Source organism: Pseudomonas sp. TH04 (assembly GCF_016651355.1).
In the GTDB taxonomy this organism is placed as follows: Bacteria; Pseudomonadota; Gammaproteobacteria; order Pseudomonadales; family Pseudomonadaceae; genus Aquipseudomonas; species Aquipseudomonas fluorescens.
This window is the reverse complement of the sequence record NZ_JAEKEA010000001.1, coordinates 282375-300803: the sequence shown is the minus strand read 5'-3', so window position 1 is coordinate 300803 and position 18429 is coordinate 282375. Positions and strand designations below refer to the sequence as shown.

15 protein-coding genes are annotated in these 18429 nt (G+C 60.7%); 3 read left to right on the top strand and 12 right to left on the bottom strand.

Annotated features, from left to right (window positions below):
• Position 1: 1 nt before the first annotated feature.
• The 6 genes from JFT85_RS01270 to JFT85_RS01245 form a co-directional block, all read right to left on the bottom strand.
• Positions 2–1315 carry an HlyD family type I secretion periplasmic adaptor subunit gene (locus tag JFT85_RS01270; RefSeq protein ID WP_069551553.1) on the bottom strand — a complete coding sequence of 438 codons (1314 nt, stop codon included), beginning with the start codon at positions 1313–1315 and terminating at the stop codon, positions 2–4.
• Positions 1312–3063 carry a type I secretion system permease/ATPase gene (locus JFT85_RS01265; protein WP_201228904.1) on the bottom strand — a complete coding sequence of 584 codons (1752 nt, stop codon included), beginning with the start codon at positions 3061–3063 and terminating at the stop codon, positions 1312–1314. Before JFT85_RS01265 ends, JFT85_RS01270 begins: the two co-directional genes overlap by 4 nt.
• 102 nt (positions 3064–3165) lie before the next feature.
• A complete protein-coding gene (locus tag JFT85_RS01260) occupies positions 3166–3534 on the bottom strand; it encodes a protease inhibitor Inh/omp19 family protein (protein WP_073637552.1) in 369 nt (122 codons plus the stop codon).
• Positions 3535–3582: 48 nt separating this feature from the next.
• Positions 3583–5016 carry a serralysin family metalloprotease gene (locus JFT85_RS01255; protein WP_053256171.1) on the bottom strand — a complete coding sequence of 478 codons (1434 nt, stop codon included), beginning with the start codon at positions 5014–5016 and terminating at the stop codon, positions 3583–3585.
• Positions 5017–5384: 368 nt separating this feature from the next.
• A complete protein-coding gene (locus JFT85_RS01250) occupies positions 5385–6488 on the bottom strand; it encodes a DmpA family aminopeptidase (RefSeq protein WP_187601699.1) in 1104 nt (367 codons plus the stop codon).
• 9 nt (positions 6489–6497) lie between these two features.
• Positions 6498–7862 carry an APC family permease gene (locus JFT85_RS01245; protein ID WP_073637554.1) on the bottom strand — a complete coding sequence of 455 codons (1365 nt, stop codon included), beginning with the start codon at positions 7860–7862 and terminating at the stop codon, positions 6498–6500.
• A gap of 199 nt (positions 7863–8061) precedes the next feature.
• On the opposite strand from JFT85_RS01245, the gene JFT85_RS01240 reads away from it, so the two are divergent.
• Complete coding sequence (locus tag JFT85_RS01240; protein WP_053256174.1) at positions 8062–8847, top strand: helix-turn-helix transcriptional regulator; 786 nt, start codon at positions 8062–8064, stop codon at positions 8845–8847.
• 46 nt (positions 8848–8893) lie between these two features.
• Here the strand turns inward: JFT85_RS01240 and JFT85_RS01235 are convergent, their stop codons facing one another.
• The 4 genes from JFT85_RS01235 to JFT85_RS01220 are packed head-to-tail and all read right to left on the bottom strand — an operon-like array spanning position 8894 to position 12668.
• Positions 8894–9973 carry a polyamine ABC transporter substrate-binding protein gene (locus tag JFT85_RS01235; protein ID WP_069551549.1) on the bottom strand — a complete coding sequence of 360 codons (1080 nt, stop codon included), beginning with the start codon at positions 9971–9973 and terminating at the stop codon, positions 8894–8896.
• Between the two features lie 60 nt (positions 9974–10033).
• A complete protein-coding gene (locus JFT85_RS01230; RefSeq protein WP_053256176.1) occupies positions 10034–10375 on the bottom strand; it encodes a cupin domain-containing protein in 342 nt (113 codons plus the stop codon).
• 27 nt (positions 10376–10402) lie between these two features.
• Entirely contained in the window at positions 10403–11809 is a 1407-nt protein-coding gene (locus tag JFT85_RS01225; RefSeq protein ID WP_201228902.1) for an NAD(P)/FAD-dependent oxidoreductase, read from the bottom strand.
• Between the two features lie 52 nt (positions 11810–11861).
• Entirely contained in the window at positions 11862–12668 is an 807-nt protein-coding gene (locus JFT85_RS01220) for a helix-turn-helix transcriptional regulator (protein ID WP_073637556.1), read from the bottom strand.
• A 257-nt stretch (positions 12669–12925) separates the two neighbouring features.
• Between JFT85_RS01220 and JFT85_RS01215 the strand changes: the two genes are divergently transcribed.
• On the top strand, positions 12926–13198 hold the full coding sequence (locus JFT85_RS01215; RefSeq protein ID WP_053256179.1) for a DUF1652 domain-containing protein: 273 nt from the start codon (positions 12926–12928) through the stop codon (positions 13196–13198).
• A gap of 73 nt (positions 13199–13271) precedes the next feature.
• Here JFT85_RS01215 and JFT85_RS01210 read toward each other — a convergent pair whose 3' ends face one another.
• Positions 13272–15722, bottom strand: coding sequence for a UvrD-helicase domain-containing protein (locus JFT85_RS01210; RefSeq protein WP_069551547.1), 2451 nt, complete (start codon positions 15720–15722; stop codon positions 13272–13274).
• 218 nt (positions 15723–15940) lie between these two features.
• Between JFT85_RS01210 and JFT85_RS01205 the strand changes: the two genes are divergently transcribed.
• Positions 15941–16636, top strand: coding sequence for a pirin family protein (locus JFT85_RS01205; RefSeq protein WP_053256181.1), 696 nt, complete (start codon positions 15941–15943; stop codon positions 16634–16636).
• 68 nt (positions 16637–16704) lie between these two features.
• Here the strand turns inward: JFT85_RS01205 and pgm are convergent, their stop codons facing one another.
• A complete protein-coding gene (gene pgm, locus JFT85_RS01200; RefSeq protein ID WP_053256182.1) occupies positions 16705–18348 on the bottom strand; it encodes a phosphoglucomutase (alpha-D-glucose-1,6-bisphosphate-dependent) in 1644 nt (547 codons plus the stop codon).
• Between the last annotated feature and the right edge of the window lie 81 nt (positions 18349–18429).

Below are 18429 nucleotides of genomic sequence, written 5' to 3'. Positions count from 1 at the left end.
CTCATTCCTCAGTCAACGCAGAGCCGGCGCGATCGAGCAGCGGCTTGAACAGGTAATTCAGTAACGAGCGCTCACCCGTGCGCACGAACATCTCGGCGGGCATGCCCGGCTTGATCACCAGGCCATGCAACTTCGCCAGCGCCACCTCGCTCACGGTGGTGCGCAGCACGTAATACGGCGCGCCGGTTTTTTCATCGAGCATCTGGTCGGCGGAGATCAGGCTGACTTCCCCCGGCACGCGCGGCGTGCGGCTCTGGTTGAAGGCGGTGAAGAGGATATCGACCGGCAAGTGCGTGCCGACTTTGTCCACCAGGTGCACCGGCAAATGCCCTTCGACTTCCAGGCGCGTGCCTTGCGGCACGATTTCCAGCAGGGTCTCGCCCGCCCGCACCACGGCACCTTCGGTGTGCACGCCAAGGTTGACCGCAATGCCATCGGCCGGCGCGTTGATTTCGCTGTGTTGCAGGTTGAAGCCCGCTGAGGTGAGCTGCTGCTCAAGGGTCAGGCTGCGCAGTTGCGCATCGGCCAGTTGGCTGCGGACTTCCTTTTGATATTCCTCGCTGTGCTGCTGCAACTTCAGGCGTGACTCCAGGATGCCCTGCTCTACACGCCCGCTTTCGCCGGTGTTCTGCGCCAGGTCTTGCTGCACCTGGGACAGTTGGCGCTGGTATTCCATAAGCCGGTTACGCGGGATGTAGCCGTTGTCGGCCAACGGTTGCAGGTTGCTCAGTTGGTCACGCAGCGATTGCGCCTGGGCGGTCAGGTCGCTGCGGGCCCGACGCATGCCACTCAACTGTGAGGTGGCGCCGTCAATGTTCGCGCGGATACCGGCTTGTTCGCGGGCAAACGCTTCGCGGCGGCTGCTGAACAGTTGGCGCTGGCCTTCCAGCACCAACGCCAGCGCCGGATCCGGATCGGCGCTCAGCTCGGCAGGAAAGGTAATGCTGGAGCGGTTGTCGCGTTCACTCTGCCAGCGCGCCACACTGGCCCAGGCCATGCGGTACTGGGCTTGCAGGGATTGCACGTCGGCCTGATTCTGGGTCTGGTCGAGGCGAAACAGCGGCTGGCCCTGCTTGACCAGCTCGCCCTCCTTCACCAGGATCCGGCTGACCACGCCGGGGCTGAAGGTTTGCACCGCCTTGCGCTTGCCCGACACCACCACCGTGCCTTGCACCGGAATGCCCTGGTCCAGCGGGGCCAGGCTGGCCCAGAGGAAAAAACCACCGGCGCCGACCAGGGTCAGCAACCAGCCCATACGGACAAAGAAACCGGCGTCACGCTGTTCAAAACGGGGTTCAACAATAAGGCTGCTCATGCGCCTGGATTCCTTCCGGCTTGGTACTGACGGCTGAGGCTCACGCCGGCCTTTTCTCGCGGTGCTTCCTGCTGGCCCGACAAGGCGCGCAGCACTTCCTGGCTCGGCCCGAACGCCTGCAGGCGCCCTTCGTTGAGCACCAGCAACTTGTCGGCCTGGGCCAGCGCCGAGGAACGGTGCGTCACCAGCACCACGCTGCTGCCCTGGGCTTTCATCTGCACGATGGCGCTGGCCAATGCCGCTTCGCCGACGGTGTCGAGGTTGGAGTTGGGTTCATCCAGCACGATCAAGCGCGGGCCGCCATACAGCGCACGCGCCAGCGCCACGCGTTGTTTCTGGCCACCGGAGAGGCCGCCGCCGTTGTCGCCAAGCACGGTGTCGTAGCCTTGGGGTAGGCGCAGGATCAGTTCATGGACACCGGCTTGTTGCGCGGCCTTGACCACGCGTTCAGGGTCGGCATCGCGAAAGCGCGCGATGTTGTCGGCGATGCTGCCGCTGAACAGTTCGATGTCCTGGGGCAAGTAACCGATATGTGGGCCGAGGTCGTCGCGGTCCCAGCGATGAATATCCGCGCCGTCCAGGCGCACAGTGCCCGCCAGGGTTGGCCACACGCCGACCAGCACACGGGCCAGGGTGGATTTGCCCGAACCGGACGCACCGAGCACGCCGAGCACTTCGCCCGCGCCGAGGTTAAAGCTGACTTGATGCAAGGTCGCCAGGCGCCGCCCCGGCGGGCCTGCGCTGACGTGTTCGAAACTGACATGGCCCTTGGGCGCCGGCAACGCCATCTGCGCGCCTTCCGGTGGAAATTCGCGCAGCAACTCGTCGAGGCGCTGGTAGGCCAATTTGGCCGAACTCCACTGCTTCCACACCGCAATCAACTGGTCGATGGGGCTGAGCACACGGCCCATGAGGATCGAGCCGGCAATCATCATCCCGGCGGTCATCTCGCCCCTGATCACCAAAAATGCGCCCAGCCCCAGCACCAATGATTGCAGGCACAAACGCAGGGATTTGCTCAGCGAAGTGATCACCGAGCCGGTATCGCTGGCGGTGTTCTGATAGCCGAGAAATTGCGAATGCACGGCGAACCAGCGTTTGCGCAACGCACCGAGCATGCCCATGGCCTGGATCGTTTCGGCGTTGTGCAAATGGCTGGTCGCCAACTGCGTGGACTGCTGGGAGAACACACCCGCCTCGCCCAACGGTTTTTTGGTCAGGTATTCATTCAGGCACGCCAACGCGATCAGCAGCACCGCGCCCGCAGTGGCCAACACGCCGAGCCATACGTTGAACAGGAAAATCACGAACAGGTAGATGGGAAACCACGGCGCATCGAAAAACGCGAACAACGCCGGCCCCGTGATGAATTGGCGGATGACCGTCAAATCGCCCAGTGATTGCCCGGCATGCCCCTGGCCCCGTTGCAGGTTGCGTTCAAACGCAGCCTTGTAGACGCGCAAGTTGAATCGCCGCTCCAGCTGGCTGCCGATACGAATCACGATAAAACTGCGCACGACTTCCAGGGTGCCGATAAACGCGAAGAAGCCGACGACCATCAGCGTCAACATCACCAGGGTGGTTTCATTCTGGGAGGACAGCACTCGGTCATACACTTGCAGCATGTAAATCGACGGCACCAGCATCAACAGGTTAATCAACGCCGTGAAGCAGCCAATGCTGATCAAAATACGCTTGTATTCACCCAACGCCCTGAATAAGGGCGCAACCGCATGGGACTTCGCCATATCTTCTTATCTTCCGTGAGCGAATGACGCGCAATAGTTACCCAACCCCTGAATAAGGGCGGCCAACTATAAAAATCGAGTTATAGGCTTATAACTTTTTAACTAAGGTATTCGTTGCAGTACAACTTCCCCACCTGAAGGGGTGCGCCCTTTATATTCGCCTTCTTTCTGGCGGTTCAAATGGGTAATGCCCGTGCCTTCGGCATTCATCAGCCAGATCCCGTCCGGGGTGGGCGTCCAGGTCAGGGGTTTCTCGCCCAGCCATTCGGTGACACACGTGACATCACCGGCCAGGGCATTGGCCTGCTCCAGCAAGTCCAGCGCGCACACCCGATCCTGCTGGTGCAGCTGCCAATGGCCGGCCAATTGCGCGGTGGTGGGTAAAACAAGACTGCTCGCCATTGCGTGGGCTCCTGCCGAAACGAACAACACCTGTGAAGCACAGGCAATCAAATGAGAAAAACGCGGCATCTTTCGCTCCATCCTAGAGCGCGGCGCCGAAGCGCCGCGCGCTTTACATCACGCTACGATGTCGCTGACAGCGGCCTGGCCAACGGTGGTGACGAGGAAATCCGCCACGCCGTGCCCGGAGAAGTCCACGGCCAAGGTGCCCAGGTTGGTGCCCGAGGCATAACTCAGCACTGCGTCGCCGGCATGCCCGGAGAACGCGTTGACGAAGGTCAAGCCTGCACCTTTGGTGATACCGGACAGGTCGATCTTGTCCGAACCCGAGGTGAAGTCAAAGATCTTGTCGGCAGCGCCCGGCTTGGAATCGGAACTGGCACCGTACACGAAGGTGTCGTTGCCGGCGCCACCCCACAGTTGGTCCGCACCGCCACCGCCGTAGATGATGTCGTTGCCGGCACCGCCCTTGATGACGTTGGCTGCGTTGTTACCAATGATCAGGTCGTTGCCGGCACCACCGAACGCGTTCTCGACGGTAACGCCCTTGGCAATGGACACGTTGCCCACCAGGCCGCCAACGTCGGAGAACGAGGTCTCATTGAGGTTGATCTTCTGGTTCTGGGTAAAGCCCGAGAAATCCAGGGTGTCGTTGCCGCCACCGTCCCATACCGAAAACACCAGCTTGTCGGCATTGGATTTGGCGCTGTAGAAATCACGCCCGGTGTTGGAGTTGAAACCGTAGGTGGTGTCGCCGGCGCGGGTGCTGTAGTTGGCACCGTAGAGCTTCTGGATCGCGGCAATGTCGTCGATCAGCGGGCCCGAAGCATAAGCTTCGACGCCGCCTTTACTGAAGTTCTGGTTGGTGTTGCTCTCGCTCCAGTAACTCATGACGCTGTAGCCACGCGTGTCCTGTCCATAGGTCGCGTCGTTGTAGGTCGGGTTGCCATTCCCGGCGTTGTAGTCGCCAGGGTGAGCCAGGCCCAGGGTGTGGCCGATTTCGTGGGTCAGGGTCTGCCGGCCATAGTTGTTCAAGTCCGGCGTCTTGTTCGGCGTGTAGCTGTTGTTGGTCAGGTACCACGAAGTGCCGTCGTAGCCTGCGCCGGTGCCGGGCAGGTAAGCGAAGGCGGCTGCGCCGTCCTGGCCACCGCTGTAGTTGCCGAAGGTCATGTGTGCGTCACCGCCCGAGGCCTTTTCGGTAAAGGTCACGTTGGCAACATCCGACCAGGATTGCATGGCCAGCGCGGCCTGTGCTTTCTGCTGGGTGTTGAACTGGCTGAACCCGGAGATGCCATGTTTGTTCATGGTGGCCGAGGAAGCCGAGGTGAGGAAGGTGTAGGTCAGATCAATCTTGCCGTTGCCATCAAAATCCCGATACGCGGCGCCATCACGCAGCAGCTGGGTGGCTGCCTGGTCCACGGAATAGGACGGTTTGCCATTGACCGTGAGGTTGCCGCCACGGTCGTATAAATGGCTAAAGCTATCGATTTGCGAGTAAGCAGTGCTGGCTTGCGCGGCAGAAACAATAGCTTTGTCTTTTACTTTTGACATAAACGTACTTCCTTGTTTGCAAGTGCATCAGTCTTGGGTCGATAGGAACCTCGCGGGCGAGATCGTCCTATCACTCGCCTCTTTTGAAGGCGTATCGAAACTGACACAACTTGAAATCTTTCGTCTACAAATATTTCCGAACTGAAAATGTGACGTAGATTCAACTTAAAGAAGTCGCGCGTAGCATTTATTGGGCGGCATTGCTGTTGGCAGGCAAATCGCCAGCCACTGTTATTTAAATATTAAATAGACCGAGCGCCGCCCTAGTTGCGCGGCGCACTTGAAATATGGATCCAATATATTGTCACGGTGTCATTGGCGACATTAAAGAGCCATTACTTAGACTATTTAATTAACGCTGTCCCCGATTACCGGGACATGCCCCAACCCGACTTGCCTAATGCCGCCAATAACATCTCGCCCGCCAACCCGGGCACCTGGACGCCGTCATCGGTGGTCATGTCCTGGCCGGCCAGCATGGCGTTGATGATCGCCTCCTCCACCGCCTCGGCCGCAGCGCTGAACAACGGCGAAATATGGTCGTTATTGACCATGCGCAACACGGTGCTCAGCGGCAGGTCCTTGCGCGCGTAATCCGCCGGTGGTAGCGCGTGATTGCCGGTGGCGAAGGCCAGGAACAGGTCGCCACTGGAGTCCTCGGTGCCGCCACCGGTGCGGGCAATGCCGATGGCGGCGCGCTGCGCCAGGCGCTTGCATTGATGAGGCAGCAGCGGTGCGTCAGTGGCGATAATCACCACAATGGAGCCCATGCCCGGGGTGCCCCGTTCGGCGAACGGTGAAGCAATGCCCATCAACTGGCGGCCCACCGGGTAGCCATCCACCCGCAGCTCCTGGCGTTTGCCGTGGTTGGCCTGCACCAATACCCCCACGGTCCAGCCGCCCTGCGCTTCAGGCAAACGGCGGGACGCCGTACCGATGCCGCCCTTGAACTCGTGGCAGATCATGCCGGTGCCGCCGCCCACTGCGCCCTCCTGCACCGGGCCGCTCTCGGCAGTGTCCAGCGCCTGGCGCACGTGCTCGGGTTTGACGTGCTGGCCCCAGATATCGTTGAGCAAGCCATCGTAGGTTTCCATCACGACCGGCATGCACCAGTACACCGCCGGGTCCGCCAGGCGCTCGCGCTCCAGGGCGATCAGGGTGTCACGTACGATGCCGATGCTATGGGTGTTGGTGATGGCCATTGGCGTGGTCAACAAACCGGCCTCGCTGATCCACTCAAGGCCGGTGGCGTCACCGTTGCCGTTGAGCACGTGGTAGCCGGCAAAACACGGCTGGTGCCTGGCTTCGCCGGCGCGCGGCTGGATCACGGTGACCCCAGTGCGCACCTGCTTGCCGTCGATACGGGTGTTGAGCGTACTGTGGCCGACCCGGACGCCAGGAACATCGGTGATCGCATTCAATTCGCCAGGCGTGCCCAGCCCCAACGTGATGCCCAATTGACGTGCACGCATACCCACTCCTTACAATTTCTGATACGCCGGACTCGACCGGCCACTGATGCAATACAAAATCACCGACACGGCCAGCAAGCCGATGATAATCATGATGTCGCGCACGGACGCCGCCGCGATCAGGGTCACCAACAGGTAACCGGCGCCCAGCACCGCCAGCAATGCCGGCAGTGGCCAGAACGGCATGCGATAAGGATGCTCGCGATCGCGCAGCAGCACCCGGCTCATCAGCGCGCTCAACGCCACCACCAGGTACACCAGCATGATCAGCAATACACTGAAGGACGTCAGGTCGGCCAGGTTCGAGCTGAAACTCAACAGCGCCGAAGGCACCGCCAGGAACAACGTCGCCAGCCACGGTGAATCCCAGCGCGGGTGAATGCGCGTGAACAGCGCGTTGATGCGCGGCGTCCACAGGGCATCACGGCCGCTGCTGAACACCACTCGACCAATCTGGATCACAATCGCGACGATCGCGTTGAACACCGACAGGAAGATCCCGGCGCTGACCAAGCGTGACAGGGTTTCATTGCCGTGGCTGGTCAGCAGATAGCCAATCGGGTCGGGGCTGCTGATCATCGCACTCAGCGACGGCGCGCCGATCAACAGCGCGGTGATCGGCACCAGCTCGATCACCACCACCAGGCCCAGCGACCATAGCACCGCCTTGTGCACGCCTTTGCCACCGCATTTCATGTCTTCGGCCAGCAATACCGCAGGACCATACCCATTGAACGAGAACAGGCCGATGCCCACGGCGCCAATCACCAGTGCCCAGGGCGCCAGGTGCAGTACGCCATTTTCGACGATCTGCGGCTGGAACAGCACGCTGGCCGGCTGCACCGGGTTGCCAAAGCCGATACACACGATGACCAGCAACGCCGCCACTTCCAACAGCAGGCAGGTGCCGGTAATCCAGGCATTTAGCTTGATATTGAGGATGCCCAGCGCGTAGCTGCACACCACGATGACCAGGGCGACGGTTTGCGAGTCGAACTGTGTGCCCAGCGCGTTATTCAGGTACGTCGCCGCACCGGTGGCCAACACCGGCGGGATAAACAACAGCATCACCAGCACCGTCAGAAATGTCGCGTAACCGGCCATGCCGCCAAACACGCGCTTGGCATACACATATTCACCACCGGCACTGTTATGGGCGCGACCGAGTTCGGCGTAACAGAAGGCGAACATCAGCGCGAGCAAGGCCGCCATTACAAACGCCAGGAACACACCACTGCCCGCCTGCTGGATGGCAAACGGTGCAATCACGAAGACGGAGCTGGCCGGCGTGACCGCCGAAACCGTAATGGCCACCACATCGAAAACACTCAGCGTTGGCTTGAGCACGCCGTCTGGCGCGGGGGAAGCACTCATGTCGTTATCCTCTGTCGTTGTTTTTGGTAGGAGGCAGAAACGAAAAGTCGGGCTTTTGCGGGATATGTTTCTCGCTGGACAGTGGCAAAACTAAACGTTGTGTTTATGCCAGCCAATTCCCCTATTGGCGTACTCCCCTTGACGGTACTCGTTAAAAGCCGAACCCTTGGCCGATCTTTTGCTGGCGGGAGCCTGATCCATGAGCCTGTTCAGAGAGGTCGGCATGCACGCCGGGCTGGGCCGTACCGTCGCACACCTCGGCACCGAGCGGTTCTGGAAGCAGCTGGTGCTGTTGCTGCACCAATGCCTGCCGTTCGATAACGCCCTGGCGATTTTCTATCCGCTGGAGGGTCCGCCCCAGGCCTTGGAGGAATACGACGCCCAGCCCAGCAGCAAACCGGCGTCGATGCTGGTGTACCTCAACGGCTTGTATTTGCTCGACCCGTTTTACCAGGCCTGTCGCGAGGGCTACGCCAGCGGCGTGTACCGCCTGGAGGAAGTCGCGCCGGACCATTTTCGCCAGAGTGAGTATTTCCTCAGCTACTTCCACGACAACGTGCTGGAAGACGAGGTGCAGGTCATCCTGCAACTGCCGGGCGCCGGCACCTTGTCAATGTCGCTGGGCATGCAGCGCCGGTTCACGTTTGAGGAGACTGGGCTGCTGACCACATTGGCGGCGTGGCTGCTGCCGTTGATGCAGCAGCATTGGCAGCAAAGCACCCAGCGGGCGCCGGCCATGGACAGCCAGATCAGGGATGCGCTGAGTCACTTCGGCAGCGGCGTGCTGTCGGAGCGTGAATTGGAAGTCGCGCGTCTGGTGCTGCGCGGGTTCTCGTCCAAGGCCATGGCCGAGCGCCTGAAGATCTCGCCGGACACCGTGAAGGTGCACCGGCGGCATCTGTACGCGAAGCTGGATATTTCGTCACAGCCGGAGCTGTTTTCGTTGTTTATCCAGTCGCTGGGGCATGACCTGGACAATCCCTGATTAATCGGCAAGCGTTGAGCGACCGTTTATGGCGCGCGGGCATTATTCAGCGGCCGGTACGAATGGTGTTCCACACCCGCGTACGCACCCGGTCAATGTTCAGCGGCATGGCCTCCAGCGCGAACAACTTGCCCATCATCTCCGGGCTCGGGTACACCTTGGTGTCGGCTTTGATCGCCGGGTCTACCAGGCTGTCAGCCGCCGCGTTGCCGTTGGCGTAGTGCACGTAGTTGGTGATGCTGGCCATGACTTCCGGGCGCAGCAGGTAGTTCATGAACGCATAGCCGGCCTTTTCATCCGGTGCGTCGGCGGGCATGGCGACCATGTCGAACCAGATCGCGGCGCCTTCCTTGGGAATGTTGTAGCCGATCTTCACGCCGTTCTTGGCTTCCTTGGCGCGGCTTTCGGCCTGCAGGATGTCGCCGGAGAAACCGACGGCTACGCAGATGTCGCCATTGGCCAGGTCAGCGGTGTATTTCGAGGAATGGAAGTACGCCACGTATGGCCGTACTTTCATCAGCAAATCTTCAGCCTTTTTGTAGTCCTCGGCCTTTTTGCTGTGGTGCGGCAAGCCCAGGTAGTTCAACGCCGCAGGCAGCAGTTCCGGGCCATTGTCGAGGATCGCCACGCCGCATTTTTGCAGCTTGACCATGTTTTCCGGCTTGAAGATCAGGTCCCAGGAATCCACTGGCGCGTTGTCACCGAGTACCGCCTTGACCTTGTCGATGTTGTAGCCAATGCCAGTGCTGCCCCACAGGTATGGGAAGCCATGGGCATTGCCCGGGTCGTTGTTTTCCAGGGCCTTGAGCAGCACCGGGTTGAGGTTTTTCCAGTTGGGCAACTGAGTTTTGTCGAGCTTTTTCAGAGCGCCGCCCTGGATCTGCCGCGCCATGAAATGGTTGGACGGGAACACCACGTCGTAGCCGGATTTGCCGGTCATCAACTTACCGTCGAGGGTTTCGTTGCTGTCGTACACGTCGTAGGTGAAACCGATGCCGGTTTCTTTCTGGAAGTTTTTGGTGGTGTCCGGCGCGATGTAGTCCGACCAGTTGTAGATCTTCACGGTCTCGGCGGCCTGGCTGATAGTGGCCACCAACATCAAGGGCAACAGGGCAATGGCTTTCATGGTTCGATTTCCTGGCGGTTTTAGGGCTGTTTTTATGGCAGGCGATCAAGGATCAAAGCGTTACAGAATCAATACGTAGGTCTTGCGCACGGTTTCCTGGATATCCCAGATTCCGGTGCTGTTGGCCGGCAACATCAGTGCATCGCCGGCTTGTAGGTGGACGACTGCACCGTTGTCGGGGGTGAACGTGCAGCGACCCTGGATAAAGTGGCAAAACTCCTGGGCTTTGATTTGTCGGCGCCAGCGGCCCGGGGTGCATGCCCAGATGCCGGTTTCGACGCCGTCGCTACGTTCCACGCTCAAGGTCGAGGCCACGGCGATGGGCTCGCCCAAAGGCACGGCCACGGGTGATGAGTCCGGCAGGTGGGCGTTCAGCGCGTCTTTGAATTGAGTGATGCTCATGGGTCTTCTCGTTGTGAGTGAAACGTCTTAGTGCATGAAGCTTTCCATGAACCCGGCCACGCCAGTCGCCAGCTTGCGGCGCCACGGGGCGGTAGTCGGGTCGGCCAACACCTGGTCTTCATGGACAAAGCTGCGAATGATCGCGTTGTAACCCAGCCAGCGGCAGGGCTCGGGCTCCCAGGCTTTGAGTGCGTCCAGGCCGCGCTCGCGGATCACCCAGGGCTGCGTGGTCAAGGCGGTGTCGAGGCCGAGAATCAGATCGGCCAGGGTGCGGCCGCCGAGGTTGGTGGCGCCTACGCCCTCCCCGCCATACCCGCCGGACAGCGCGATGCCGGTCTTGTGGTCGCACAGCATGTGCGGCCGGAAGTGACGCGACATGCCGAGGTTGCCGCCCCAGGAGTGGGTAATTTTTACGTTCTTAAGCTGTGGGAAGAGTTCGCCAAACAGGTAACGACGCAGCGCCACTTCGCTGTCGGTCAGGTCGAAGTTGTGGCGCAACTTACCGGCGAACTGGTAGCCGCCACGGGCGCCGAATACCAGGCGGTTATCGGCTGAACGCTGGCCATAGGTGACTTGGCGGCTACTCTCGCCGAACGCCTGGCCATGGCTCAAGCCGATTTCATCCCAGGTGCTGGCGGGCAGCGGCTCGGTGGCGACAATCAAGCTTTGTACCGGCAACTGATAGCGCCCCAACGGCGGCAAGGTGGTGGCGTACCCCTCAACCGCCGGCACCACCCACGCTGCGCGCACGCGGGCATTCGCGGTGCGCAGGCTACCGGACTGCCATTGGGTGACCGGGCTGTTTTCGTAGATCTTGACGCCCATGCCCTCCACCACCTTCGCCAGGCCGCGCACTAGCTTGGCGGGGTTGATGGTCGCGACATGGGGGGCGTAGATCCCGCCGTAAGGCTTGGCGATGCGGATCTGTTCGGCCAACTGCTGCGGGCTCAACCAGCGATAGTCGGCTTCGGTCAGGCCTTGGGCATACAGCGTGTCGAGGTAACGCCGCAGGCTGCCTTCTTGCTCGGGGTAACGCGCGGCGCAGTACAGAGCGCCGCCCTTGCGGTAGTCGCAGTCGATGCCTTCGCGGGCCAGCACCTGGGCCACTTCATCGGGAATGCCGTGCAGCAGGTCAAATGAAGCACGCCGCTCTGGCGGTGAAAGCCCGGCCAGCAGGCGGTCTTCACCCAGCAAGTTGCCCATCAGCCAGCCGCCGTTGCGGCCCGAAGCACCAAAGCCTGCGGTCTGCGCTTCGATAATCGCGATGTTCAACTCAGGCGCCTGGCGTTTCAGGTAATAGGCGGTCCACAGGCCGGTGTAGCCGGCGCCGATGATGGCCACATTGACGTCCAGGTCGTGCTCAAGCGACGGCCGCGCATGCAGCGGGTCGTCCAACTGGTCCATCCATAAACTGATAGTGCGCCATGCCGGCATGCCAAATTCCCCAACCTCGTTTCGATAGGCTGGATCCTAGAGCGCGCTGTTACTAACTGTCTTGCGTGCGTGCACGCAGGGAAATGTGTTTGACGTAGGCTTTGGGCGATTGGCCGGTGTGCTGGCGAAATGCACTGTAGAACGCCGACAGCGAATTGAAACCGGCAGCGAATGCCAGGTCATCGACTTTAATCGGCGGCACGGCGGCGTCCAGCGCGGCCAGCAAATACTGGAGCCGGGCCTGGTTGACGTAGCGGTAGAAGCTCTGCCCCAGCACCTGATTCAACAGGTAAGAAATCTGATTGCGGCTGTAGCCACATTCCTTGGCCACCCGCTGCAAATCCAGTTCCGGGTCCAGGTAGGGTTGCCTGAGGTCGAAATAGTGCTGCAGGTCATTGGCCATATGCCCCAACTGCTGGGGTGACAGGCCCAGGCGGCTGACGGTTGGGCGCAGGGCCTGGGTGGGCTGCTCGTGGACCAGCGACGCATACTCATTGACCCGCCAGATCAGCCCATCGCGCACGGTGATGGCTTCGCTGGTGCGAAACGACACCAGGCCCTGCCCGCCGCGCAAGGTGATGCGGTACTGGATAAAGGCAGTGTCGCCGTCGGCGCGGATACGGTCGGTGTGTTCAATCGCCTCATCGGCGCCGCGAGGCATGCTGGCTTGCAGGTAATCACGCAACTCGGCGTAACCGACGACGCGGTTCTGGAAGAAGTCGTGGTACTGGATGTCGGGGTGGTAGTAGGCCATGACGCCATCGAGGTCACGATTTCGCCAACACAAATGGTGGCGCAAGACCAGCTCGCCGGTGGCTTGAGTGTTTTGGCAAGCATCGTCGGGGGCGATGTCGGGCATGTCAGGCTCGGTAAGGGATAAACCACTGAGATTGCCGAATTTTAACCGGCCCGACAATGGCCAAACAGCCGTTCTCAGTAGTGGCCTTTTGCCTGGGCTGTGGCAGGACATGACCCACATCAACCTAATGGACGAGAACCGCCCAACGGGCGCAAAAAACTCACCGTCGGGGTGCGAACGGATGCTATTTTTAAGGTCGTCAATGCCATGACCAGTGACGGTCCTGGCCCCCTGCCGCGAGCTAAAGGAAGCGCTCAATGAACAAGGTGGGCAACATGAACAAAGTGACGTTCCCCAACGCCTGCCAGCTGATGCGCTGGCATTTTCATCCAATGGGCTTTGAGGGGAGCATGGACGCCCCTGGCAGTATGGTTGCCCGCCTGTTCGACCGTGGCACCGGCGAGACATTGATTGCGATTGCCGGCATCCCCTGCGCGACGGTGATGAACGCCGCCGATGTAGAGCGAATCATCGAGGCGGTAGAGGATGAACTGGAGAGTTTCGTGCCACCGCTGTCGTTGCGGGCTTGAACTCACCGATCAAACACAATGCACCCGCCTGTGGGAGTGGGCTTGCCGACGCCCACAGGCGCACTGCGTGGCGCTACTGATTACGCTGATCGTCAAAAAACGCTTTTTTGCCGTCGACTCGCTCTGACGCCCTGGGCACATTCACGCCCTGGCCTTCCGGCTTCTCCACATACCAATAGCAATGGCTCACCGCGCGGGTAATCCCGACATAGGCCAGACGCAGCACTTCGTCTTTTTGTGCGGTGTCATACGGTTCGCTGTCACCCTCATTGCCCAGGCCGGCCATGCGGTACACCTGGTTCTTATACGGCGAACTCGTCACGTGCTGGCAATCCCCAAGCAGGAATACCGCGTCCGCTTGCAGGCCTTTGGCGCTGTGATAGGTCAGCTGCTTCAACCGGCGCGCGTGTGGCGGCAAACTAGAATCCACATTAACTACAGACTGAATATGTTCTTGAATCAGTAACTTATCGCTACTTTTTCGATAAAGCATTAACACGGATTGGCCGTTTTGATAGTGCTCCAGCAACCGGCGGCCCAATGCCGCGTCGTCCCGCTCCTGCACGGTGACCGCCACCGGCACCTTGGGTTCGCCGCTGGCTTTGGCCTTCTTGCCGGGGATCGCCGGAGCGGCCCGCACGATATGCTCGGCAGCGTCGATGATGTGCTGATGGCTGCGGTAATTCTCACTGAGCATCACGCGGGTGGTGCTTGGCGACGGGAATTCCGTGTTGAACGCCATAAAGTACTTGGGCGAGCTACCGCGCCAACCATAGATCGACTGCCAGTCATCGCCCACGCACAGCAAGGAAGAGCGTTGTGCGCCACGCCCTACGTGCATCGCCGGGCCACGGCTACGGATCTCGCGCAGGCTGGCCCGCAGCCACGAGACGATCTGCGGTGAGACGTCCTGAAACTCGTCGATCATCAGGTGCGACATCGGCCGCAGCAGCGGGTCGCTGAGCAACTTGAGGTTTTCCGGGGTGTTTTCGCCGAACAGCGAGAACATCCGGTTGTAGGTCATGATCGGCGGCGATTGATCGAGCAGGTGATCTTCCAGGGCCTTCCAGAAAATACTCAGGGCTTCAAAGAAGAAGCGGTCCGGGTCATCCTTGGCGAAGCTCATTTGGCCAACCGCCGTCGGTACGTCCAGCCCGAGGTTCTCGATAAACCCGGCGGCCATGACAAAACTGTCCAACAGCGGCGCCGAGGACAGCTCACCTTTCACCTTGTAATCAAAACCGGGTCCGGCGGCGGCGTCACCGGCCAAGCTGCTTAAAAGGCGCTTTGAAGATTCGTAACTATCCAACCATATCAGAGGCTTGCGACAGAAAGCTTGAAACAAGGTGCGCTTTACCGCCCACTCCGCGCGCACCGATAGCTTCGCGTTTGGCCGACTGATCTGAGCGTTTTCCCGCGAATCGAAGCCCAGCACGACCCAGGCATCCAGCTCCGCGATATAGCCGTGGCAATGGAAGTGCGCGCCATTGATTTCAAACGTCTGCCGGCTGGGCTCGATGCCCTTGATCGGCCAGGCGCCGGCGCGAAACCACAGGTCCTCGATCACATCGCAGAGTTCTTCATCGCGCTTGGCGGCCAGTTCGGTCACGGCCACCCGCTTCTGGACGTCCGGGTGGTCGCGCTCCAGTTCCTTGAGTTGCAGGCCGTGACGCGCTAATGGCGCAATCAGCTCGCGGAAGCGCGCGTGGCGGCCATGCAGCCGGTGATAGCAGGCATTCATCTGTTGGCGCTGAGCGTCGCTGATGCGCAGGTCGAACGGATTGCTGTCGGCGTCCTCGACGCCGCTGCTGAGGTTTTCGAAGGCTTGCAGCCGCTCAAACCCCGGCAGGCTGCGGACCATCGGCAAAATGCGCGAGTGAAAGGTGCGCACCACCGCCTGAGCGTCTTTAAAGCCAAGGGGTTGGCCCCACAATTGGAGAATTTCGATTAACTTGTTGATGAAGTCCTTGCGCGACTCGCGGGTGAACGTCACCACGGTCATCGAGCTCAGCTCAAAGCCCAAGTAATGGGTCAGCAACAGGATCCGCAGCACCAGCGAGGTGGACTTGCCGGCACCCGCGCCAGCAATCACTGAGGTTGACGGTGTGTCGCTGAAGATCATCTTCCACTGCGCCGCACTTGGCTGTGCATGGGCCGGCAGCAAGCGCGCCACATCAGCCTTCATGCGCTTCTTTACCTCGGCGCTGAGTGGCAGGCGCCAGTCGTCGAACAAACTGTCATCCACGCCAGGGGCGCGGTGCTCCTCAGGGCGAAAGTCGCGGATCAGCAACACCTGCCGACCTTCCTCGATGCCGTCGGCCTTGCCCTCGCGATAACCGTACTCGACGCCCGCCTCATGCCCACTGCGGAAGCCATCGGCCTGGCCGTGCAGCCACGAAAACCGATGCTGCGCACGCAGGCGCGTGAGGCCATGGCCAAACAAACGCGCGGCAAGGCGCTTGAGCAAGGGCATTTCGTTTAACGGGCGCAGTTCGGGGGGCAGATCAGGCGTTTGTTGCGGCACGCGGACTCCAGCGATGAGGTTGGTTTTGGCGGAGCCGCCATGGTGGCCGGAATCGGCGCTCAGTTCCAGCCAATTGCTTTGACGTCATGCAGTTAGGCGACGAAGTAAAAGTTAAAACCCCAGCAATCAATCGATTCAACTGATAGGAATCAGGCATTTTTTACGCTTTTTATCGATCTTGCACTGCAGGATGATGAGCCCATCAACAGGAGACGATCATGCTTGAACTTCGACCTTTCAATTCCCTGGGCGGCGCGCACCATGGCTGGCTCGACGCCCATCATCACTTTTCATTTGCCGAATACCACGACCCCGAGCGCATGCACTGGGGCAACCTGCGGGTGTGGAACGACGACATCATCGCGCCGGGCACCGGCTTTGCGCAGCACCCGCACCGCGACATGGAAATCATCACCTATGTGCGTGAAGGCGCCATCAGCCATGCCGACAACCTGGGCAACAAGGGCCGCACCGAGGCGGGCGACGTGCAGGTAATGAGTGCCGGCACCGGGATTGCCCACAGCGAATACAACCTGGAAGCCACCCCGAGCAAGATTTTTCAGATCTGGATTATCCCGAATGAAGCCGGCCTGCCGCCCTCCTGGGGTGCCAAGCCATTCCCGAAAGGTGATCGCGAGGGGTTTGTGACATTGGCCAGCGGCAAAGCCGGTGACAGCGAAAGCCTGCGCATTCGTGCCGATGCACGCCTGGTGGCAGCCAACCTGAAAGCGGGTGAAAGTGCCGAGTATCGGCTCGACAGCGGCCGTCGGGCGTATCTGGTGCCGGCGACGGGGGTGATTGAAGTCAATGGCTTACGGGCGCAAGCGCGCGACGGTGTGGCGATTGCGGATGAGCAGGTGTTGCGGGTGACGGCGCTGGAAGACAGTGAAATCGTGCTGGTCGACCTGGCCTGACGTGACGCGTTGCTTCAACCGACACGGTGGGAGGCAGCAAGCCCCCTCCCACAGTGGGTTTGGCGTGGTTATTGGCTGATAGCGCCGTCTACCAGCACCTGGGCTTCTTCCACCAACTGCTTGAGGTGATCTTCGCCAATAAAGCTCTCGGCGTAGATCTTGTAGATATCCTCGGTGCCCGATGGCCGCGCGGCGAACCAGCCGTTCTCGGTCATCACTTTCAAACCGCCGATGGCCTGGTTGTTACCCGGCGCATGGCTGAGGATTTGTTGGATGCTCTCCCCGGCCAATTGCGTGGACGTGACCTGCTCCGGCGACAACTTGCCCAACAAGGCCTTCTGCGCCGGAGTGGCTTTGGCGTCGACACGAATCGCGAACGGCTCGCCCAGGGCGTCGGTCAGGCCACGGTAGATCTGGCTGGGGTCCTGGCCTTTGCGCGAGGTCATCTCTGCCGCCAACAACGCCGGAATCAAGCCGTCCTTGTCGGTGCTCCACACGGTGCCGTCTTTACGCAGGAACGAGGCGCCGGCGCTTTCTTCGCCGCCAAAGCCCAGCGAACCCTCGAACAGGCCATCGGCAAACCACTTGAAGCCGACCGGCACTTCGTACAGGCGACGACCGATACGCGCGGCGACGCGATCAATCAAGCCGCTGCTGACCACGGTCTTGCCGACGGCCGCGTCGGCGCGCCAGTCCGGACGGTTCTGGAACAGGTAATCAATCGACACGGCCAGGTAGTTGTTCGGTGCCAGCAGGCCACCGGACGGCGTGACGATGCCGTGGCGGTCGTGATCAGGGTCGCAGGCGAAGGCTACGTCAAAGCGTTCTTTGAGGCCGATCAAACCTTGCATGGCGTAGCTGGAGGACGGGTCCATGCGGATCTGGCCGTCCCAATCGACGCTCATGAAACGGAACGTGGCGTCGACTTCGGTGTTGACCACGTCGAGGTTCAAACGGTAGTGCTCGGCAATTGCCGACCAGTAGCGCACCCCTGCTCCGCCCAACGGATCGACACCCAGGCGCAGATCGGCGCTGCGGATCGCGTCCATGTCGATCACATTGACCAGGTCGGCCACGTAGCTGTTGAGGTAGTCATGGCGATGGGTGGTATCCGCCTTGAGCGCCTGGGCGTGCGTGATGCGTTTAACCCCGGCCAGCTTGTTGGCAAGCAGCTCGTTGGCCTTGGCTTCGATCCACTTGGTGACGTGGGTATCGGCCGGGCCGCCGTTGGGCGGGTTGTACTTGTAGCCGCCGCTTTGTGGCGGGTTGTGCGACGGCGTAATCACGATGCCGTCGGCCAGGCCGCTGGTACGGCCACGGTTGTAGCAAATGATCGCGTGAGAAATGGCCGGGGTCGGTGTGTACTCATCGCCTTCGGCGAGCATGACGTGTACACCGTTGGCAGCCAGCACTTCCAGGGCGCTGGCACCGGCAGGTGTCGACAACGCGTGGGTGTCCAGGCCAACGAACAAAGGACCATTGATACCCTGGGCTTCACGGTACAGGCAGATGGCCTGGCTGATGGCCAGCACATGCCATTCGTTGAAGCTCAGCTCAAACGAGCTGCCACGGTGCCCGGAGGTCCCAAAGGCCACACGCTGTGTGGAGATCGCTGCATCAGGCTGGCCGGTGTAATAGGCCGTGACCAGTCGCGGGATATCCACCAGCAACTGAGCTGGGGCCGGCTTGCCCGCAAAAGGACTGATTGTCATGCATAAACCTCGAGAAGGAAGGATTCGGAAAAAATGACAGTTTACTGAGAGTTGGACTACTGCGCGACGGTATCGATCCTA

Bases quoted from the DNA above. Each gene is read 5' to 3' on its own strand.
- JFT85_RS01270 (WP_069551553.1), bottom strand. From the start codon at position 1,315: ATGAGCAGCCTTATTGTTGAACCCCGTTTTGAACAGCGTGACGCCGGT.
- JFT85_RS01265 (WP_201228904.1), bottom strand. From the start codon at position 3,063: ATGGCGAAGTCCCATGCGGTTGCGCCCTTATTCAGGGCGTTGGGTGAA.
- JFT85_RS01260 (WP_073637552.1), bottom strand. From the start codon at position 3,534: ATGCCGCGTTTTTCTCATTTGATTGCCTGTGCTTCACAGGTGTTGTTC.
- JFT85_RS01255 (WP_053256171.1), bottom strand. From the start codon at position 5,016: ATGTCAAAAGTAAAAGACAAAGCTATTGTTTCTGCCGCGCAAGCCAGC.
- JFT85_RS01250 (WP_187601699.1), bottom strand. From the start codon at position 6,488: ATGCGTGCACGTCAATTGGGCATCACGTTGGGGCTGGGCACGCCTGGC.
- JFT85_RS01245 (WP_073637554.1), bottom strand. From the start codon at position 7,862: ATGAGTGCTTCCCCCGCGCCAGACGGCGTGCTCAAGCCAACGCTGAGT.
- JFT85_RS01240 (WP_053256174.1), top strand. From the start codon at position 8,062: ATGAGCCTGTTCAGAGAGGTCGGCATGCACGCCGGGCTGGGCCGTACC.
- JFT85_RS01235 (WP_069551549.1), bottom strand. From the start codon at position 9,973: ATGAAAGCCATTGCCCTGTTGCCCTTGATGTTGGTGGCCACTATCAGC.
- JFT85_RS01230 (WP_053256176.1), bottom strand. From the start codon at position 10,375: ATGAGCATCACTCAATTCAAAGACGCGCTGAACGCCCACCTGCCGGAC.
- JFT85_RS01225 (WP_201228902.1), bottom strand. From the start codon at position 11,809: ATGCCGGCATGGCGCACTATCAGTTTATGGATGGACCAGTTGGACGAC.
- JFT85_RS01220 (WP_073637556.1), bottom strand. From the start codon at position 12,668: ATGCCCGACATCGCCCCCGACGATGCTTGCCAAAACACTCAAGCCACC.
- JFT85_RS01215 (WP_053256179.1), top strand. From the start codon at position 12,926: ATGAACAAGGTGGGCAACATGAACAAAGTGACGTTCCCCAACGCCTGC.
- JFT85_RS01205 (WP_053256181.1), top strand. From the start codon at position 15,941: ATGCTTGAACTTCGACCTTTCAATTCCCTGGGCGGCGCGCACCATGGC.
- pgm (WP_053256182.1), bottom strand. From the start codon at position 18,348: ATGACAATCAGTCCTTTTGCGGGCAAGCCGGCCCCAGCTCAGTTGCTG.